Raw genomic sequence first — 15,506 nt, forward strand, 5'->3', positions numbered from 1 at the left:
TGCCCCCGTCGTGCGACTGTGCTGGTCCCCCGTGCACCCCATTTCTGCGGGGTGGCTCGGGGCGGATCCGGGCTCGCCGACCCCCGTGCACCCCGCTTCTACGGGGTGTCTCGGTCCGGACCCAGGCTCGCTGTCCCCCATGTCCCCGCGGCGTCTCGGGGCGGATCCGGGCTCACCGGCCCCTGTGTCGCCCGCGGCGTCTCGGGGCGGACGGGGTTCGCGGGCCCCTGTGTCGCCCGCGGCGTCTCGGGGCGGACCGGGGTTCACGGGCCCCGTGTCCCGCGTGCCCCCTGTGTCCGGCCCTCGCCGATGGGGCGGTTCTTACGCCAGTGCCACGGCGCAATGGTCGTGGTTCGCGGTGCTTTCGGCGTACCCTCGGGCCCTGGTTGTTTCGGGGACGCCCGGCCGTAGCCGGCGCACGGGGCGTGACCACCAGCCCTGCCGGCGCCGGCCGCGCGCCCAGACATCGCGGGCCAGCCGGTATGCCTCGGCCGCCCGCCGCTCCTCGCCCGCGCGCTGGTGGAAGAGCTCGAGATGCATTCCCGCGTCCTGGAACATCGGTTTCTCCTCGCTGTCGTTCCGATGTCCTCGACTCTTCGCCCGAAGGCCCCGCCGCCGCATGGGGAACGTGCCTGATCCTCGCGCCGCCGCGCGCCTTACCCGCGGGTCCCGGCGCCCTGAGGCGGCCTTACACTTTCGGGTATGGCAAAACCCCAGGAGAAGGTGTCGTTCGTCGAGCGCCTGAAGCAGATCGGCCAGGTGTTCGCGTTCACGGCGCGGCAGGACCGGTGGTTCGTCCCGCTGATCATCGCGGCGGTGCTGATCCCGCTCGCGCTGACGGTGCTCCTGGTGCTCCTGGGCTACGGCTGGATCTGGATCCCGATCGGCATCATGGTGGCCCTGCTGGCCTCGCTGATCGTCCTCAACCTGCGCTCCAACGCGGCGATGATGAACGCGGCCGAGGGCCAGCCCGGCGCCGCCGCCTCGATCATGGAGAACATGCGCGGCGACTGGCGCGTACGCCCCGCCGCCAGCTCCACCACCCAGTTCGACATGGTCCACGTCGTGATCGGCCGCCCCGGCGTGATCCTCCTCGGCGAGGGCCAGCCCCAGCGCGTCCGCTCCCTGATGGGCCAGGAGAAGCGCCGCCTCTCCAAGGTCATCGGCAACGCCCCGATGTACGACTACATCATCGGCCAGCAGGAGGGCGAGCTCTCCATCCGCAAACTCCGCACCACGGTGATGAAGCTCCCCCGCAACCTGACCGGCAAGGACGTCAACGCCCTCGACAAGCGTCTCGCCGCCCTGATGGCCCGCCCCCAGATGCCCAAGGGCGCCATCCCGAAGAACATGCGTCCCTCGAAGGGCGCCTTCCGCCAGCAACGCCCCCGCTGACCCCGCCCGGGCCTGCATGGCCCGGCGGCAGGGGTACGGCTTCTCCTGAGGTCTCGCCGCTTCTTCTGAGGTCTTGCCGCCTCTTCTGAGGTCTTGCCGCTTCTTTTAGGGTCTTGCCGTGCTCGGCGTCCTCGGTTGGCGTGCGCCTTTGGCGTGCACGGTCGGTGTCGGCGCTTGGCGTCTGCGCTCGACTGGCCGCTGCCGGGCGTTACTCCGTCCTTCCTCGGCTGCCAAGGCACCTAGCGCGCTCGACTACCGCGTGCACCATGACGGTCTCCGCCCAGCACAGTGCCGGACTCCGCCCGCAGGGCCCCGCTCGATCCCCGCCATTAACGCGCCTGGGCCGCCAATTCTTACATTCTTCTGACTCCGATGAATTGGCATGGCCGGAGGCGGAAATTGTCGCCCGGACGCGGGAGAATTGACCCATGCGGCAGCTCCAGTTGTTCACCACGGCGGAACTCTCCGCCATGCGCGACCGGACCGCGTCCCGCCATCACTCACCCGCAGCCGAACAATTCCGCCGAACGCACCAGCGCCACCGCACCTGGGGCCTGACCCGCCGCCACGCCGAACGTCTCCCCCACACCCGGAGCCGACCACCCACCACGCCCCCACCCGCACCGATCAACTCCACGCCACCGCGCGCTGCTGGCCCAGCCGGCACCGCCGGTCCAGCCGGCACCGCCAGTCCAGCCGGCACCGTCGGCCCGCCGCACACTGCAGACTCACGACCGACTGCCGGCCCACCTCGCACGACCGGCCCCACGCTGCATCGCCGACGTTTCCCGCAACGGCCGCCCCGGCCGCGACGCCGCGCCATCTCGCCTTGCCCGCAACGGCCGCCCCGGCCGCGACGCCGCGCCATCCCGCACTGCCCAACTCCCGCCGCCCGCTGCTGGCCAGGCCCACACTGCCCAACCGGACCGCACGACGCCACCCGAGACCGCACCGTCCAACACGGACCGCCCGACGCCACACAGCACGGCGCCACCCCACACCGACCGCGCGACACCCCACAGCATCGCGCCACCCCACACCCACCGCGCGACACCCCACAGCATCGCGCCACCCCACACCCACCGCGCGACACCCCACAGCATCGCGCCACCCCACACCCACCGCCCGCCGCCACACAGCACGGCGCCTCCCGACATCAAGAGCGCGACGCCGCGCAGGACCGCGCCCTTTTCACCCGGCGCTCGACCCCGGACGGGCCCGCACCAAGCAACGGCCGCCAAGGCAACCGTTCACCGGGCGCGACGCGACGCCTCCCTCACGTCCTGCTCGCCCGCACCAACCTCTTCATCGCATACCGCCCCCTCCCCCTCGACGAATAACCTCCGCGGCGGCCTAACTTGCCGATTACCGCACCAGTGCACATCGACGAATCAATTCACGTTCAATCGCCGCCGGCGAGGCCAAACTCGAATCGGCGAATCCTCGTTTGCTTGCCGGCAGCAAAACCCCTCAGCCATGTCGGCACTCAGACTCGCGGCCACAGCCGCGCCGGCCCCATGGTCGCCGCCGACGACGGACGACGACAAGCTCGGAGAGGCAACGCAAAGCGGCGGTCACCATCGGCAGGAGCCGGCAGTGACCGCCGCGTGCGACAGCGATCGTCAGGGCGGAGCCGAGTGCACGGCTCCGCGGCGAAGACGATCAGACGTTGTAGTACATCTCGAATTCGTGGGGGGTCGGGCGGAGGCGGACCGGGTCGATTTCGTTGGCGCGCTTCCAGTCGATCCAGGTGGAGATGAGGTCGTCGGTGAAGACGCCGCCGGCGGTCAGGAATTCGTGGTCCGACTCGAGGCTGTTCAGTACCGCGTCGAGGGAGCCGGGGACCTGCTTGACGTTGCCCCACTCCTCCGGGGGGAGGTCGTAGAGGTCCTTGTCGATCGGGGCCGGGGGCTCGATCTTGTTCTTGATGCCGTCGAGGCCCGCCATCATCTGGGCGGAGAAGGACAGGTACGGGTTCGACGACGGGTCCGGGACGCGGAACTCGACGCGCTTGGCCTTCGGGTTGCTGCCCGTGACCGGGATGCGGGTGCAGGCCGAGCGGTTGCGCTGCGAGTAGACCAGGTTGACCGGGGCCTCGTAGCCGGGGACCAGGCGCCGGTACGAGTTGACGGTCGGGTTGGTGAACGCGAGCAGCGACGGAGCGTGGTGGAGCAGGCCGCCGATGTACCAGCGGGCCGTGTCGGACAGGCCCGCGTAGCCGGTCTCGTCGTAGAACAGGGGCTCGCCGCCCAGCCAGAGGCTCTGGTGGGTGTGCATGCCGGAGCCGTTGTCGCCGAAGAGCGGCTTCGGCATGAACGTCGCCGTCTTGCCGTGCTCCCAGGCGGTGTTCTTGATGATGTACTTGAACATCTGCATCTGGTCGCCGGCGTGCAGCAGGGTCGAGAACTTGTAGTTGATCTCGGCCTGGCCGGCGGTGCCGACCTCGTGGTGCGAGCGCTCGACGGTGAAGCCGACGTCGATCAGGCGGCGCACCATGGCGTCGCGCAGGTCGGAGTAGTGGTCGACCGGCGCCACCGGGAAGTAGCCGCCCTTGTACGCGGTCTTGTAGCCGCGGTTGCCGCCCTCCTCGTCCTTGCCGGAGTTCCAGGCGCCCTCGATCGAGTCGATGTAGTAGAAGGACTCGTTGGCGGACGTCGAGTGGCGGATCGAGTCGAAGATGTAGAACTCGGCCTCGGCACCGAAGTACGCCGTGTCGGCGATGCCGCTGGAGGCCAGGTACGTCTCGGCCTTCTTCGCCACGTTGCGCGGGTCACGCGAGTACGGCTCGCGCGTGAACGGGTCGTGGATGAAGAAGTTGAGCGCCAGGGTCTTCTGGATGCGGAACGGGTCGATGAAGGCCGTCGTCACGTCCGGCAGCAGCATCATGTCGGACTCGTGGATGGCCTGGAACCCGCGGATCGACGATCCGTCGAAGGCGAGGCCGTCGGTGACGACGCTGTCGTCGAACGATTCCACCGGCATGTTGAAGTGCTGCATCACGCCCGGAAGATCACAGAACCGTACGTCGACGAACTTGACATCCTCGTCTTTGAGGTATCGCAGGAGTTCCTCGGGATTGGCGAACACACGTCCTCCTGGCACAGATTTTCGAACCGGGCGGCGTGGGCCGCCACGTGGCTAGGCTGGTCGCGACGCTATGGGGTGGCGGTTGCCCAGGCGTATCCCTATTGTTTCCGCCGTGTTAAGGAGGCTCCCGGTTTCCGAGCCCGCGACCCTCCGGACCCTAACGCGAGCCGACGCCGTCCCGCGCCAGGATCGATTTTCATGTACGCCCGGAGCACCGAAAAGGACGCCGGGAGCACCGGGAAACGACGCCCAGCCCGGGGAACGCCGCCCAGCCCGGGGAACGCCGCCCAGCCCAGGGGCGACCGGAGCGCCGGGAACAGCGACCGGAGCTCAGAGCCGGGCAGCCCCACGATTACCCTGATCCACCGTGGCGACCCCCGCGTACGACCCCACCCGGCTGCAGCCCGCCGACTTCGGCAGGCGCTTCGCCGCACTGCTCATCGACTGGGCCCTGTGCCTGCTCGCGGCCAGTTTCTACGCCGATCCACGGGTGGTGGCGTGGCCGCCTGTGGTCGTACTCATCTTCCTGAACATGGTCTTCATCGGCCTGTTCGGCCAGACGCCGGGGATGGCGCTGGCCCGCCTGCGCTGCGTCTCGGCCGTCGACGGCGGTGCGATCGGCATGCCGAAGGGCCTGCTCCGCGGCGTCCTGCTGGCCCTGCTGATCCCCGCGGTGATCATGGACGCCGACCGCCGGGGCCTGCACGACCGCGCGGCCGGCTCGATCGTGGTCAAGCAGCAGAAGGCCACCTCCTGAGGCCACACGAACACCCCGCCAGCTCCACCGTCGTCAAGCAGCAGAAGATCAGCTCCTGAGGCCGCGGGCCCCCACCAACGCACCGTCCGCGCCCGCCTCGGCAGGCGCGTCCCGGGCCGTACCCGCGTCCACCGGCATCGCCACCAGCATCAGCGCTCCGAACAGTACGTACAGGTTCGCGCCCACCATCGCGAGTGGCGGCTTGGGGCCGGCCTCGTACAGGAAGGTCATCCGGGTGCAGACCAGGCCGTAGAAGGCCGCCCCGGTCCAGAAGATCCAGCGGTGGCCGCGGGCCACCTCGACGCAGCGGACCAGGGCCGGCAGCAGCCACACGCAGTGGTGGACCCAGGTCACCGGGCTGATCAGGCAGCCCAGGATGCCGGTCAGGGCCAGGCCGCCCAGCGGGTCGGCCGCGCGTACCCGCCAGGCCCAGACGGCCAGGGCGAGCAGGACGCAGGCGATCCAGACCTGGGATTCGACGTCGTCGAACGGCAGCCGGGCCAGCATGCCGCGCAGGGACTGGTTGGAGACGTACTCGAGGTTGCCGACCCGGTTGGTGTCCCAGAGCGCGGCCGTCCAGAACTCGCGGGAGGCGTCCGGCCAGAGGGCCGCGGGCAGCAGGGTGGCCACCGCGGCGGCGCCGATCGCCGTGGCCGCGGCCCGCCAGCGCCGGGTGACCAGCAGATACAGGATGAAGACGCCGGGGGTCAGCTTGATCGCGGTGGCCAGCCCGATGCCCACGCCCGCCCAGCGGCGGCCCTTCGCCACGCCGAGCAGGACGTCGCCGGCCACCAGGGCGAGCAGCAGGAGGTTGACCTGGCCGAAGCCGAAGGTCTCGCGGACCGGCTCGAAGAAGAGCGCGAGGCAGGACGCGGCGGCCAGGGCGTACCGGGGGTTCCAGCCGCGGCGGCGGATCAGCGGGACGAGGAACCACCACGTGACCAGCACCGTGGTGGCGACGGTCGCGACGGAGGCGATCGTGGCGATCAGCCACAGCGGCAGGTAGGCCATCGGCGCCATGACCAGCGCGGCGAACGGCGGATAGGTGAACCCGTACGGTGTCCCCGGGGTGAGGTAGTCGTAGACCATGCCCCCGTCGCGGAACCAGTAGCGGACGGCCCCGGCGTAGACGCTCGAGTCGAAGTAGAAGTGGTAGACGGCCGACCAGCCGAGCCCGACCGCCGCGACGGCCACCAGGACGGCGAGGATCATGGTGCGGCGGGTCACGCGACCACCCTACGGTCCACGCGGCGGCGCACCGCGACCACCACGGCCGTGACCAGCGCCGCGGTGACGACGAACGCGCCCGGCACCCGGGTGTAGAGCGCCCAGTTGTAGCCGGCGGGGGTGGTGAGCGTCGCCGCGAAGGCGCACAGGCCGAGCAGCCACCGGTGTTCCGCCCGGACGGCGGCGAGGACGGCGAGCGGCCAGGTCGCGTACCAGGGATGGAAGACCGGGGCGCACAGGACCGTGGCGGCGAGGGCCAGCCCGGCCCCGGTGATCGCGTCGCCGCGCCGGGCCCGCCACCAGAGCAGGACCAGGACGACGGCCAGGACCACCACCCCGATCAACCGCGTCACGGGTACGGCGGGCAGCCCCGTCACCGCCTCGACGACCAGCCCGACGGCGGTGGGCGGCGATCCCCACGTCACGGTGTCGCCGCTGCGCAGCAGTCCGGTGACCCACCCGGCCCCACGCCCCGACAGGCCGGCGAGGGCGACCGTGGCGAGCACCAGTCCCCCGCCGACGGCCACGGCCGGCCGCCACAGCTCCCGCAGGCGCCTGTCGGGCCCGGGCAGCGCCGCCAGCACCGCGAACGGCACGACGACGATCGCGGTCGCCTTCACGCCGACCGCCAGCCCGAGCACCACCCCGGCGAGAACCAGCCGGGCGGAACCGGGGGTTTCCGGCTGTGCCGCGGCGGCGAGCACGAGGCCGGCGACGATCAGACCCGCCATGACGGCGTCGTTGTGCGCCCCGGACACGAGGTGGATCAGCACGAGGGGGCACGCCAGGACCAGCCAGGTCGCCCTCGCCGGGTCCGCGCCGCGACTCCGGGCGAGCGCCGGCACCGCGACCGCCAGCAGCGCCACCCCCGCCAGCGCGACGATCCGCAGGCCGGCCACGACCCCGGTGAGCGACTCCCCGGCAACCGCCACCACGCGGGCGGCCAGCATCAGGAAGAGCGGTCCGTACGGCGCCGGCGAGTCGACCCACGACGTCGCCACCGAGCCCAGCCACGGGCAGCCGGAGCCGCCCACGCCGGCCGCGTACGGGTCGCCGCCGGCGTGCTGGACGAAGCCCTGGCACGCGTACGAATAAACGTCCGCGCTGCCCAGCGGCAGGAACGGGAGCACCGGCAGGAACCACAGCCCGGCGGTCAGCAGGGCCCAGCGCGTCGACGGGACCGCGTGCCGCCCGACCCACCACGCCGTGATCAGCAGCGCCATGCCCAGCACCCACAGCACCGGCAGCAGCACCCCGCGCTGCCCGCTGAGCAGGGTCCCCGGGTTGATGCTCGGCACCCGTGCGAACCCCGACCCGCCGAGGTAGGCGGTCCCGGCCGTGGCGACGCTGCCGGCGAACCCGCCCCACCGCACGAGCCGCGGGCCGGCGATCACGAGGGCACCGCCGGCCCGGGGCGGCGCAGCGTGCGCCACGCGACCCAGCCGGCCAGCCCGGTCACCAGGAACGCGAACGGCACCTGCAACGGCTTCCACGCCCCGTCCCCGTTGGGCAGGATGAGGAACATCGAGGCGACGACGGTGAGCTCGAACCACCGCATCCGCACGGTCGTCACCGCGAACAGCGCGAGGGTCCAGAACAGATACCAGGGCTGCGTGATCGGCGCGAAGAAGATCACGGCGAGGCAGGCCAGCCCGGCGCCGCGCAGGGCATCCCCCCGCCGGAAACGCCACCAGATCCCGACCAGCGTCCCGAGCAGCAACACCAATGCCACCGTACGCACGGCAGGCACGACGTCGATCCCCGCGCCGAACCACTTGCCGACGGCGTTGACAGCGATCCCCACGGCGGTGGGCGGCGACGTCCAGCTCCGCGACTCCCCCGCCCCGGACAGGGCGACCGCCCACCCGAAGCCCAGCCCCGACACCACCGACAATCCGGCCAGCGCGGCCAGCGCCCCGCCGACCACCGCGGCCCCCCTCCGCACGAAGCGCAGGAGCCCCGCCCGGTTCAGCTCGAGCCCCCCGGCGGCGATCAGCACGGCGAACGGCAGCACCACCCCGACCGTCGTCTTGACCGCGATCGCCGCCCCGACCAGCGCACCCCCGGCGACCAGCACCCCGGTCCCCCGCCACCCGCCGACCAGCACACGCCCACCCGGCCCGCCGCCCACACCCGCGCCCGCGCCCGCACCCACGCCCGCGCCCGCGCCCGCGCCCGCGCCCGCGCCCGAAGAGCTTGCCGGTGCGGCGTCCGTGGCCGGAAGCTCGCCCGACGCAGCGTCGGCCGGAGGGCCGGCCGGGGCGACTGGCACGGCCGGAGGGCCGGCCGAGGCGACTGGCACGGCCGGAGGGCCAGCCGGGGCGACTGGCACGGCCGGAGCGCCAGCCGGGACGGCGGGCACGGCAGGAGGGCCAGCCGAGGCGACGGGCACGGCCGGAGGGCCGGCCGGGGTGCGGCGGCCGGTCACCAGGGCGAGTCCGGCGAGCAGCAACGCCATGGTGAGGGCGTCGTTGTGGCTGCCACCGACCATGTGCACCGGCACCAGCGGGCAGCAGAGCACCAGCCACAACGCCCGCTCCTCCCGCACGCCGGTGCGCCGGGCCAGTGCGGGCACCGCCACGGCGAGGCCGGCGACGGCGAGGACCGCGTACAGGCGGAAGATCGCGACGGCGACGGCCTGCGAGCCGAACGAGGCGGCAAGGCCGGTGAGCACGATCCAGAGCGGCCCGTACGGCGTGGGCGTGTCGCGCCACACCACCGACACCGACTCGATCCAGGGGCACGGCTGCGCCGAGATGCCGACCACCGACGGGTTGAGGCCGGCGTCGAAGAGGGAACCCTGGCAGGCGTACGCGTAGACGTCCCGGCTGGCCAGCGGCGGCACGAGGAGCAGGGGCGCGATCCACAGCGCGGCCGTCACCAGGATCCACCGCCGCGACACGGTGAGCCGGCGCCCGAGCCACCACGCCGCGCACAGGGCGGTGACGCCGGCGATCCAGAGCAGCATGATCGGTACGCCGTGCGGCCCGCGCAGGATGCTCATGACGGAGACACCCCGCCGGATCCACGTCGGAGCCCCGAACAGCACGGCGTCCGCCCCGGCGCACACCGAGCCGGCGAACCCGAGCCACCGCACCCCCGCCGGCCGCCCGAGCCACCCCAGCCGCGCCCCCCACCGACCGCCCGCCGACGAAGCCGGCACCGAAGCGCCAGACCCGGCAGACCCGGCCCCGGACGGCCCAGCGGACAACGACCCGGCAGGCGAAGGCCCGGCAGGCGACGGGCCGGCGGGCAACGGGCCGGCGGGAGTAGGCCCGGCAGGCGACGGGCCGGTCATGGGTTGGCCCGCAGGATCGTCACTCCCTCGACGACCGTGCCGAGGTGGTAGTGGGCGGCCAGGTCCGCGGCGATCCCGCCGCTCGGGTCGACCGCGCCCGGGGGCGTGTCGAGGACCACGAGCGTGGGGCGCTGCGGTGACGTCAGCATGGCGCGCAGCCGGGGCAGCGCGTCCGGGATCTTGTCGATCGGCTTTCCCCACAGGTACGGATACGGTGACTCGCGGTCGGCCGCGAAGTAGAGGTAGGCCTCCGACTCCAGGACGTAGATGCGCTCGTCCGGCGTGGTGGATTCCCTGATCACGGCCGCGATCCGGTCGTCTCGGGCGGCCAGCGCATCGTACGGGACGGCCTGCGCCCGGCGCCCCGGCGACATGACCGCGAGCGCCGCCAGCCACACCAGCGTGGGCAGCACGACGGCGGCGGCGAGGGCCCGGCGCCGCCACGGCGAGGCGAGGCCGGCCACCGCCGCCGCGGCGAGCAGGACGAGGGCCGGGAGCGGCTGGACGAAGTAGTGCGGCCAGTACGAGCCGCCGAGGTTGATGCCCACGAAGCCGGCCGCCAGCCACGCACCGAGCAACCACCGGCCGCCCCGGTCGAAGCGGCGCCAGCCGAGGACGGCCACGAGGACCAGCAGCGTCAGGTCGAGGGCGATGTCGCCGGCGTGGCGGCCGAGGTCGGTCCAGCGGGTGGAGGCGTTGGAGCCGTCGCCGCCCATGGCGGACAGCTGATATCCGACGAGCGCGGTCCAGTAGAAGTGCCAGCCCACCGCGATGCCGTGCAGCACCGACGCCAGCAACGGCAGCGCCGCGGCCGAGAGGAAGGCCGCCGCGGCCCGCCCGCTGCGCGCGAGCGCGACGATGACGAGCCCCACGACCAGGCCGTCGATGCCGGACTGCTTCATGGTCAGGGCCAGACCGGCGCAGATCCCGGCCGCCGCGAGCACCCACAGCGGCCGGTCGCGCCGCCACCACCAGACGGCGAACGCGATGGCCACCGTCGACGGGATGCTCGCGAGCAGTTCGCCGTTGAAGGTCATGCCCTCGAGGTGCGGGGCGAGCCCGGCAATCGCGTAGATCCAGGCCGCCGCGATCCCCACCGCCCGGCCGGCCAGCAGCCAGCCGATCGCCGCCAGCGCGACCGTGATGATCGCGCCGCCGGCGACCATGCCGGCCCGGATGGTCCAGCCCGAGTCGTCGATCGCCAGCAGCGCCCGGTACGTCAGCAGCAGCCCCTGCGGCCGGTCGAGCCACGCGGTGTCGTAGAGGCGGTCGCCGCGGGCCCACTGCCGGGCCACGTACGCGTAGCCGCCCTCGTCCGTCGACAGCCCGGTGAAGACGAACGGCAGCCGCACCAGCACCGCGACCACCACCGCGCCGAGGACCGCCCGGTGCCGGTCAAGCATCGAGCACGCGCTCCATCGCCGCCCGCGACCGCCGGGTGATGCGCAGGTAGCGGTCGACGAACTCGCCCGGGTCGCCGCCGCCGAGGATCTGCACCACGCCGGCCAGCTCCGGGCCGTGCCGGGGCAGCTGGTCGGTGGGGCGCCCGCGGACCAGGGTGAGCGCGTTGCGCACCCGGGCGGCCAGCGTCCAGCCCGCGGTCATCGCGGCCGCGTCCACCCGGTCGACGAGTTTCGCCTCGAGCTCCGCCGTGAGCGCGTCCAGCGTGCGGGTGCACCGCAGGCCCTCCAGCGCGTACGCGTGCCGCAACTGCACCAGCTGCACCGCCCACTCGACGTCGGCGAGCCCGCCCCGGCCGAGTTTCGCGTGCGTGTTGGGGTCGGCGCCGCGGGGCATCCGCTCGGTCTCCACCCGGGCCTTGATCCGCCGGATCTCGACGACCTGTTCGCGGGTCAGCCCGCCGTCCGGGTAGCGCATGCCGTCGGCGAGCTGCTCGAAGCGGCGGCCGAGCTCCGCGTCGCCGCAGACGAACCGGGCCCGCAGCAGCGCCTGCGACTCCCACACCTTCGACCAGCGGGCGTAATACTGCGCGTACGCGTTGAGGCTGCGCACCAGCGGCCCCTGCCGGCCCTCGGGACGCAGGTCGGCGTCCACGCCCAGCGGCGGGTCGGGCGCCGGGGCGCCGAGCGCGCGGCGCAGCTCCTCGGCGATGGCCTGGGCCGCGGCGCCGGCCTGTCCCTCCGGGCCGTCCTCCGGCGGCTCGTAGACGAAGAGCACGTCGGCGTCGGAGGGGTAGCTCATCTCGTATCCGCCGAGGCGGCCCATGCCGATGACCGCGAAGCGCAGCCCGTCCGGGCCCGGGTGGACCCGCCGCGCCGCGGCCAGCGCCGCGCCCAGGGTCGCGTCGGTGACGTCGGACAGGGCGGTGCCGATGGCGTGCACGTCGAGCGGGTGGGCGGGGGCCAGCTCGCCGGCCTCGCTCAGGATGTCGGCGCAGGCGAGCCGGAACAGCTCGCGGCGGCGCAGGGCGCGCACGGCGGCGATGGCCGGGGCGGGGTCGGTGGCGCCGTCGCGCAGATGCCGTTCGACCGCGGCCAGGAAGCCGTCGCGCAGCACCTCGCGCGGGCGAGGCTGAAGCTCGGCGTCGTCCGCGAGCAGGCGCAGCGCCTCCGGGTCGCGGGTGAGCAGATCGGTCGCGTACCGGGACAGGCTGATCACCCGGGCCAGCCGGCGGGCGACCGGGCCGCCGTCGCGCAGCAGGCGCAGATACCAGGGGGTGCTGCCGAGCTTGTCGGACACGTGCCGGTAGTTCAGCAGCCCGCGGTCGGGTTCGGGGCCGTCCGCGAACTCCTGCAGCAGCATCGGCAGCAGGGTGCGCTGGATGGCCGCGGTGCGGCTGACCCCGCCGGTCAGCGCCTGGAGGTGCCGCAGCGCGCCGGCCGGGTCGGCGAAGCCGAGGATCTCCAGGCGACGGCCGGCCGACTCGGTGGTCATCCGCAGCGCCTCGGCGGGCACCCGGGCCACCGCCTCGAGCAGCGGCTGGTAGAGCAGCTTGACGTGCAGGCGCCGGACCTGCGCCGCGTGGCTCACCCAGTCGGAGCGGAACGCCTCGACCGCGTCGCGGCCGGCCAGCGCCTTGTAGCCCAGGGCCGCGGCGAGCCAGCGCAGGGCCGCCGGGTCGTCCGGGACGGTGTGCGTACGCCGGAGGTTCTGCAGCTGCAACCGATGCTCGACGGTACGCAGGAAGCGATACCCCCGCAGCAGCGTCTCGCCGTCCTCGCGGCCCACGTAGCCGCCGGCGACCAGGGCGCGCAGGGCGGGCAGCGTGCCGCCGTCGCGCAGGCTCTCGTCGACGCGGCCGTGCACGAGCTGGAGCAGTTGCACGGCGAACTCGATGTCGCGCAGGCCGCCGGGGCCGCGCTTGATCTCCCGGTCGACCTCCTTCGGCGGCACGTTGGCGATGATCTTGCGGCGCATGTCGCGGACGTCGGCGACCGCCTCGGGGCGCTCGGCGGCGTGCCACACGAGCGGCGCCAGGTCGTCGATCCATTCCCGGGCGAGACCCAGGTCGCCGGCCGCCGGGCGGGCCTTCAGCAGGGCCTGGAATTCCCACGTACGGGCCCAGCGGCGGTAGTAGGCCTGGTGGCTGGCGAGCGTGCGGACCAGGGGGCCGCGGCTGCCCTCGGGCCGCAGGGCGGCGTCGACCGGCCACGCGACCAGCCCGCACACCTCGATCAGCTTCGCCGCGACGGTGGTGCCGGCGGACAGGTCCTCGTCGCCGGCGGCCACGAAGATGACGTCCACGTCGGACACGTAGTTGAGCTCGCCACCGCCGCACTTGCCCATCGCGACGACCGCCAGCCGCGGCTCCGCGGTGCCCTCGGGAAGGCCGGCGACGGCGATCGCATACGCCGCCGCCAGGGTCTCGTCGGCCAGCCGGGACAGGGCGGCCATCGTCGGCTCCAGCCCGCGTCCCCCGGTCAGGTCCGCGGCCACGATCCGCAGCAGCGCGATCCGGTACGCCGCCCGTAGCGCCGCCACGGTCGGCGGCCCCTCGCCGGTGGAGTCGCCGAACTCCAGGCGCCCCTCGGCGTTCGGCGGCAGGCCGGTCTTGCCGGTGGCGAGGACCCGCCACTGGTCGTGGTTGGCGACGAGGTGATCGCCCAGCGCGCTGGAGGCACCGAGCACCGCGATCAGCCGGCGGCGCAGCCCGGCGTCGCCGGCCAGGGCGGTCAGGATCGCCTCGGCGGCCGGACCGGCGGCGATCTCCTCGCCCGGGCCGGTAACCGGGCCGCCGTTGCCGCGCAGCGCCGCCCGCGACGCCGCGTCGACCAGCCGGTGCAGCTGGCGCAGCGCGAGGGTCGGGTCGGCGGCACGGGACAGGGCCTGGAGCAGTTCCCCCGCCTCGGGGTCGACCGGCTCCTGCGCCTCCGGGTTCCACAGCCGCAGCCCGCCGGGGCCGAGCAGGTCGGCCGCGCGGGCGCCGTTGTCGGCGAAGCCGTACCGGGCGAGCCGGCTGGGCCTGGTCACCTCAGTGGCCGAGGAGCGGGAGGGTGCGCGGGGTGCCCGGCACCGGGATGTCCGCGTCGGGCAGCTCGCCCAGCGCCAGCGCGGCGAACCGGGCCACGAACGGCTGCCAGACCTCCTCGACGTCGGCCAGCACGTCCGCGGTCGCCACGACGACGGCCTCGGGGTCGTACCCGAGCTCCTCGAGGACCGCGTGGTCGGAACGGGCCCACGCGGCGATCATGTCGGCGTCGCACTCGATGTGGAACTGGAGGCCCCAGGCCCGGTCGCCGAGGCGGAACGCCTGGTGCGGGTAGCGGGTGGAGGCGGCGAGCAGGACCGCGCCGATCGGCAGCTCGGTGATCTCGTCGACGTGCCACTGCACCACGTCGGGCAGCAGCGGCACCCACTTGAACAGCGGATCGCCGTCGGCCGCGTCCCGGCGCCCGACCAGCCCCGGGCCGATCTCCGGGCCGGAGGTGCTGCGCTCCACCAGGCCGCCGTGCGCCTGGGCGAGCAGCTGCGCGCCCAGGCAGACGCCCAGCGTGGGCACGTGATGGCGGACGGCCTTGCGCAGCAGCCCCTCGGTCGCCGGGAACCACGGCGCGCCGGGCCGGCCCTCCGCGTCGGCGTAGGCGCTCTGGTCGCCGCCGAGCACGACCAGGGCCAGGAAGCCGTCGAGCGAGTCGGGCAGCGGCTCACCCGCGTGCGGCCGCACGACGGTCAGGTCGAGGCCGGCCTCGGCGAACCAGTCGCCGAGCCGGCGCAGATCGTCGGACGGGTCGTTCTCGATCACCAGTGCAGTAGCCACCCGTCGAGGCTATCCGGTGGGTCCGACACCGCGTCCGGGCAACCCCGCCACGGCGGGGCCGTCAGGCGATGCAGGCGCAGACGATGAGCGCCGCGCCGAAGTGCGAGGCGGCGCTGACCAGGGCGCCCGGGTGCCGTTCCTGGCTGCAGATGACCTCGCCGAGCTTGCCCGGGGTCATCCAGTCGAGCACCAGGAAGGCGAGCGCCATCACGCCGATGCCGAGCACGCCGAAGAGCGCCGTCGACGCCAGGCCCTCGCCGAAGTTGGTGTAGCTGGTGAAGACCGCGGTGAACACGATCGCGGCGATGCCCAGCTGGTTGGCGGCCAGCAGCAGGGCGGCGTTCGGGTTCTTCTCCACCCAGATGAGGTCGCGGAGCTTGCCCGGGGTCAGCAGATCGACGAGCACGAAGCCGAGGGCCATCAGCCCGATGCCCACCGCGCCGAACACGATGCTGCGCCCGGCACCCTCAAGCAGATTCTCCAGCACGATTTCTCCCTCGTAGAACGTCCGAGGGCACCGTATC

Annotated in this window: 10 protein-coding genes; 2 read left to right on the forward strand and 8 right to left on the reverse strand. The window is 73.4% G+C overall.

Annotated elements, in window-relative coordinates:
• Nucleotides 1-702: 702 nt before the first annotated feature.
• The gene (locus CLV70_RS13910; protein ID WP_106126863.1) at nucleotides 703-1,395 is read left to right on the forward strand and encodes a DUF4191 domain-containing protein; all 693 of its coding nucleotides are present in this window, start codon (nucleotides 703-705) and stop codon (nucleotides 1,393-1,395) included.
• A gap of 1,662 nt (nucleotides 1,396-3,057) precedes the next feature.
• Here the strand turns inward: CLV70_RS13910 and glnA are convergent.
• The gene (glnA, locus tag CLV70_RS13915; protein ID WP_106126864.1) at nucleotides 3,058-4,482 is read right to left on the reverse strand and encodes a type I glutamate--ammonia ligase; all 1,425 of its coding nucleotides are present in this window, start codon (nucleotides 4,480-4,482) and stop codon (nucleotides 3,058-3,060) included.
• A 367-nt stretch (nucleotides 4,483-4,849) separates the two neighbouring features.
• Here glnA and CLV70_RS13920 point away from each other — a divergent pair, with 367 nt between their 5' ends.
• On the forward strand, nucleotides 4,850-5,239 hold the full coding sequence (locus tag CLV70_RS13920; protein ID WP_106126865.1) for an RDD family protein: 390 nt from the start codon (nucleotides 4,850-4,852) through the stop codon (nucleotides 5,237-5,239).
• A gap of 48 nt (nucleotides 5,240-5,287) precedes the next feature.
• Here the strand turns inward: CLV70_RS13920 and CLV70_RS13925 are convergent, their stop codons facing one another.
• The 7 genes from CLV70_RS13925 to CLV70_RS13955 form a co-directional block, all read right to left on the reverse strand.
• Nucleotides 5,288-6,451, reverse strand: a complete 1,164-nt coding sequence (locus tag CLV70_RS13925; protein WP_106126948.1) for a glycosyltransferase 87 family protein — start codon at nucleotides 6,449-6,451, stop codon at nucleotides 5,288-5,290.
• 11 nt (nucleotides 6,452-6,462) lie between these two features.
• Nucleotides 6,463-7,899 (reverse strand): polyprenol phosphomannose-dependent alpha 1,6 mannosyltransferase MptB, encoded by a 1,437-nt coding sequence (gene mptB, locus CLV70_RS13930; protein ID WP_106126866.1) that lies wholly within the window; start codon nucleotides 7,897-7,899, stop codon nucleotides 6,463-6,465.
• On the reverse strand, nucleotides 7,857-9,764 hold the full coding sequence (gene mptB / locus CLV70_RS39675) for a polyprenol phosphomannose-dependent alpha 1,6 mannosyltransferase MptB (RefSeq protein WP_483880084.1): 1,908 nt from the start codon (nucleotides 9,762-9,764) through the stop codon (nucleotides 7,857-7,859). The genes mptB (CLV70_RS13930) and mptB (CLV70_RS39675) overlap by 43 nt, the downstream gene beginning before the upstream one ends.
• On the reverse strand, nucleotides 9,761-11,167 hold the full coding sequence (locus tag CLV70_RS13940; protein ID WP_106126868.1) for a hypothetical protein: 1,407 nt from the start codon (nucleotides 11,165-11,167) through the stop codon (nucleotides 9,761-9,763). The genes mptB (CLV70_RS39675) and CLV70_RS13940 overlap by 4 nt, the downstream gene beginning before the upstream one ends.
• Nucleotides 11,160-14,195, reverse strand: a complete 3,036-nt coding sequence (locus CLV70_RS13945) for a bifunctional [glutamine synthetase] adenylyltransferase/[glutamine synthetase]-adenylyl-L-tyrosine phosphorylase (protein ID WP_106126869.1) — start codon at nucleotides 14,193-14,195, stop codon at nucleotides 11,160-11,162. Before CLV70_RS13945 ends, CLV70_RS13940 begins: the two co-directional genes overlap by 8 nt.
• 1 nt (nucleotide 14,196) lies before the next feature.
• Entirely contained in the window at nucleotides 14,197-14,982 is a 786-nt protein-coding gene (locus tag CLV70_RS13950; RefSeq protein WP_106126870.1) for a type 1 glutamine amidotransferase, read from the reverse strand.
• 61 nt (nucleotides 14,983-15,043) lie between these two features.
• Nucleotides 15,044-15,469 carry a DUF350 domain-containing protein gene (locus CLV70_RS13955; RefSeq protein WP_106126871.1) on the reverse strand — a complete coding sequence of 142 codons (426 nt, stop codon included), beginning with the start codon at nucleotides 15,467-15,469 and terminating at the stop codon, nucleotides 15,044-15,046.
• Nucleotides 15,470-15,506: the final 37 nt, after the last annotated feature.

The organism is Pseudosporangium ferrugineum (assembly GCF_003002065.1).
Taxonomy (GTDB): Bacteria; Actinomycetota; Actinomycetes; order Mycobacteriales; family Micromonosporaceae; genus Actinoplanes; species Actinoplanes ferrugineus_A.